Genomic DNA, 3655 nt, shown 5'->3' with positions numbered 1-3655 from the left:
TTTGACGACCTAGTTGTTTCTTTGGTAGACAATCTAGAAGGCACCTACCAACGTTATGACGTGTTATTGCAATACAAGGAAGGAAAATACCATTTAATAGAGGCTTTAGGAGATTTGCAAGGTAGCATAGACACACCCGAAATGAAGAAGAATGCCAAAGCCTTTTTTGAAGAGCGTATTCGAAAAAATAAATTAATGTTTTAATGCGAAAAATCAGTCTTTACCTCTTCCCTTTATTAATGGGAGCATGCATACACGAAAGTGAATTGAAACCTATTCTACCGTTAGAATTCTTACACGACGACAATTCTAAGGTATGGGAAGTAGATCAAGATGGCCAAAGGCTAGATCCTAATCTACCACATTACAATACGCTCATTTTCTACAACACGGGCTATGTGTTTTTTCACCCTAAAAACAACCTCGATGTTAGTACAGGAAAAAAAGGTACCTATGCTTTATCTTTAAAGGATTCAGACACCTTGCTTACCCTAGATATAAACGGCACCCAAGCGTTCTATAAAATAACTCAATTCTCAAAAGATAATATTCGATTTGTGCCAAAAAAAATGGACACATCTTCTAAAGATGCATCCATTCATATCGTTCCATTTACAATGCCTTATTAACTATTGCTTTACAATGCGTTCAACACCGTAAGTGCCATTTACTTCATACTGTAAAAAATATACGCCCTGTGGTAGGTGAACCAAAGAACATTCTGTTTTAGTTTGTTCTGGAATCACCACTTTTCCTTCCATATTTACGATAGAGTACGTCACATTTGAGGTACTCGAGATGAACACCTTATCTGCAGTAGGATTTGGGAACACATTGACATCAACTAACTCAACCTCTTCTACACTTACAGGATCCTCTATCCTTACTTTCACATCATCAATAAACAGTTTAAAACCATTAAATGTAGTATTTACATAAGCTATGTAAACTGTTTGATCATTATATCCATAATCAGATAAATTCACTTCGCGTTCTAACCAGTATGGTACTTCGTTATTTACCAATATCAATGTATCTGTAAAAGATGTAATAGCATTATCTGTGGTAGAAATTAAAAGCTTATAATCATCCGGATAAGATGGGTCTGCAGACATTGCTTCCCATGACAATATATTACCATATACTCCTAAATTTATTGCAGGAGAAATTAACCAGCGATCCGCTCTATCAATAGGGTCAAAGTAAGAAGTACTCGCCGCAACAGTATCACCGTACAAGCTATCTTCTGTATAAGTAATCCAGGCAGAATCAAATTCTTGCACCGAAGGATCTACGGTTAAACCATCATTATCTACAATCGTCCAGGTATTAGGTATTCCCTGTTGAAAATCTTCATTAAAAACCTCTGTTTGCCCCATTACAAAGGAAACTACAAACAAAGATGCAAAAAGCATAATTTTATTCATAGTCACAAAAATAGGAAAATTGCTGATGTAGGATGTATCATTACCTCCCCCCTGTTATTCTTTAACAAAGATTGTAAAAATTGGATGTTTATAACTCTCTGAGAACCCTTACCATACTGTCCTGTCCTTCTTTATCTTTGAAACAAAAAAGCGATGTCAAGCACCCTCATTTTAACGGTTATTGCCTTATACTTTGTTGTATTAATAAGTATCTCTTATTTCACTTCTAGAGGAGCGAAGAACTCTACTTTCTTTTCAGGAGATAGAAATTCGAAGTGGTATTTGGTAGCTTACGGTATGATAGGAGCTTCACTGTCTGGGGTAACCTTTATTTCTGTACCTGGAGAAGTGGACAGTTTAGGTTTTAGCTATATGCAAATGGTAATTGGTTACCTCATAGGTTATGTTATTATTGCTTTTGTACTGATGCCTTTGTACTATCGACTTAACGTCACCTCTATCTATGCCTACTTAGGCGAACGCTTTGGAAACACGGCACATAAGACGGGAGCTGCTTTTTTCATTATTTCTAGAATTCTCGGTGCGTCTATACGCTTATTTCTGGTAGCAGACATATTACAATATTTTGTATTCAAGGAAATGGGCGTGAGTTTTTACGTAACTGTTTTCATCACACTTGTATTAATCTACCTCTACACGTACCGAGGTGGAATTAAAACGATTGTTTGGACAGATACCTTGCAAACCACATTTATGCTAGTAGCGTTGGGGATTAGTATTTATTTGATTACCCAACAATTTGGTACAGCGCAAAGCTGGCAACACTTGGAAGGAATTGGCGCTATGGATTGGTTTGTTACCGACGATGGTAATGCTAAAAACTATTGGTTAAAATACATATTGGCCGGAATGTTTATAACACTTGGTATGACAGGTCTAGACCAAGATATGATGCAAAAAAACCTCACCTGTAAGAACATCAAGGAAGCGCAGAAAAACATGATGAGTTTTTCTGTAATTCTCTTCTTTTCTAACTTACTCTTTTTAGTCCTAGGAGGCATGTTATTTCTCTATATTCAAGAAACACCTGAGCTTATGGAGGTATTCAACGGAATGGAGGCTGACAAGCGTAACGATAGACTCTTCCCCCTCATCGCTTTGAAAGGACAATTGGGTACAGGTCTAGGAATTACCTTTTTATTAGGATTAATCGCTGCAGCATACTCCAGTGCAGATTCTGCTCTTACTTCCTTAACTACATCTGTGAGTCTTGATTTGTTTAAAATAGACCGTCTTGAGGAAAAGAAATCTCAACGCTATCGAAAAATCATACAGTTTTGTATCACCGTATTAATCTTTATCACCATTTGCCTGGCAAACATATACAAAGAACAAAACGTTCTCCGTACTTTATTTGTAATGGCGTCTTATACCTACGGTCCCCTTTTAGGTCTCTTCTTCTTTGGAATTTTAAGTAAGAGGAAAGTTAATGCAATGGCTCTTCTAGCTATTTGTATCAGTATTCCCACCCTACTTATTATCCTTATGAACAATTCGAAGCCAATTTTTGGTGATTTCTTAATTGGATCTGAACTATTAGGAATCAATGGACTCCTCTGTTTTACAGCGCTATACATCGCTTCATTATTAAGCAATCAAAAATAAAGTAAAAGGAAGTTATAAGAATGAACTAAAGCTTCAATTGAAATTACTAAATTGCTCCTATCTATAAGTAAAACAACATGACGACGCATTCAATTTTACGTGTTGAAGAGAATTTAAACTTCGTGAATACCCATGGTATCGATGGTTATTGGGTATATGATTTTTCCCAACAGAAAATCACATTCGCTTCCTCATTATTGATAAAATTGTTTGGATACAATTATAGATTATCATCAGACATTGAAAAAGCGCTGATTGATATCAATAACAATACTTTAGCACTTCAACCCTATGTTGATTACTTCCAATTTAACAAAGCTCATAAAAGTGGAACAATAAATTTTCTGAATGCAAAAAAGGAAAAACTTCATTTCAACATTGATTGTAAACTCTACACGAGTGTAAATGAACAACGCTACATTATTGGAGCTTTATCAGAGTATGTCAACACAGAGGGGGAATTAAGCACCCTTCAATTACTTCAGCAACAAGCTGAAAGGTATAAGTTTATCATCGCAGGTACCGATGTAGGTACATGGGAGTGGAATATTCAAACGGGTGAGACAATTTTCAACGAAAAATGGGCCAATATCATTGGATAC

General features: G+C 36.0%; 5 protein-coding genes. 4 read left to right on the top strand and 1 reads right to left on the bottom strand.

Annotation, left to right across the window (positions count from 1 at the left end; genetic code table 11):
- A partial coding sequence (locus R3333_RS13220; RefSeq protein WP_318959245.1) for a hypothetical protein occupies nt 1–204 on the top strand: 204 nt, incomplete at its 5' end.
- Nucleotides 204–629: a hypothetical protein gene (locus R3333_RS13215; protein ID WP_318959244.1), complete on the top strand. Its 426-nt coding sequence runs from the start codon at nt 204–206 to the stop codon at nt 627–629. The genes R3333_RS13220 and R3333_RS13215, both read left to right, overlap by 1 nt.
- Here R3333_RS13215 and R3333_RS13210 read toward each other — a convergent pair whose 3' ends face one another.
- Nucleotides 630–1427: a T9SS-dependent choice-of-anchor J family protein gene (locus tag R3333_RS13210; protein ID WP_318959243.1), complete on the bottom strand. Its 798-nt coding sequence runs from the start codon at nt 1425–1427 to the stop codon at nt 630–632.
- A gap of 153 nt (nt 1428–1580) precedes the next feature.
- Between R3333_RS13210 and R3333_RS13205 the strand changes: the two genes are divergently transcribed.
- Together R3333_RS13205 and R3333_RS13200 are read left to right on the top strand one after the other, a co-directional pair.
- The gene (locus R3333_RS13205) at nt 1581–3053 is read left to right on the top strand and encodes a sodium:solute symporter (protein WP_318959242.1); all 1473 of its coding nucleotides are present in this window, start codon (nt 1581–1583) and stop codon (nt 3051–3053) included.
- 77 nt (nt 3054–3130) lie between these two features.
- The coding region (locus R3333_RS13200; protein WP_318959241.1) for a hypothetical protein at nt 3131–3655 on the top strand (525 nt) is incomplete at its 3' end.

The sequence above is a fragment of the Lishizhenia sp. genome (assembly GCF_033720595.1).
Lineage (GTDB): Bacteria > Bacteroidota > Bacteroidia > Flavobacteriales_D > Crocinitomicaceae > Lishizhenia.
Note: the sequence above shows the minus strand (reverse complement) of the source record. Positions and strands in the feature narration are given on the sequence as shown.